The organism is Bradyrhizobium frederickii (assembly GCF_004570865.1).
Taxonomy (GTDB): domain Bacteria; phylum Pseudomonadota; class Alphaproteobacteria; order Rhizobiales; family Xanthobacteraceae; genus Bradyrhizobium; species Bradyrhizobium frederickii.
In genome coordinates, this window is record NZ_SPQS01000145.1 from 1 (window position 1) to 604 (window position 604).

General features: G+C 62.3%; 1 pseudogene. It reads right to left on the minus strand.

What is annotated here, in order from left to right:
* A pseudogene (locus E4K64_RS40110) lies at positions 1-517 on the minus strand (transposase); the annotation flags it as partial.
* Positions 518-604 lie beyond the last annotated feature (87 nt).

The following is a 604-nucleotide window of genomic DNA, read 5'->3' on the forward strand; positions in this document are numbered from 1 at the left end:
CGGCCGACCTTGCACCCCTCGGCAGCCAGCAGGCCTCGCAGCATTCGCGAACCGGCGAAGGGAAACTCCAGATGCAGCCGGTCGAGCCTTTGCATCAGCGCGAGGTCTTTGGGCGGCACTGGACGCGGCAGATAGTAGACGCTGCCGCGGCTGATGTTCAGAGCTTCCGCCTGCTTGCTGAGCGGCAGATCGTGTTCACGGTCGATCATCGCTTTGCGCTCAGCAATCCCGCCTTGGTGAGCGCTCCTTCTAAAAAATCGTTCTCCAGCGTCAACTCGCCGATCTTGGCGTGCAGCGACTTCACGTCGACGGTGGGTTCGGCGATCCGACTCCCGCCGCCCGGACCGAAAACATCGGCAGCGCTGCCTTCGAGCTGGGCCTTCCACGATGTGATCTGATTGGGGTGAACGTCGAACTGCTCCGCCAGTTGCGCCAGCGTGCGGTCACCCTTGACGGCGGCAAGTGCCACCTTCGCCTTGAAAGCCGGAGTGTGGTTCCGCCGTGCTCGTCTGCTCATCGTCTCTCCTGATTCGCGGGTCAATCTTGCCCGCCGTCAGGCAGAAACTCCACTTATCGCGCTGTTCAGATTTGCGGGACCAGCTCA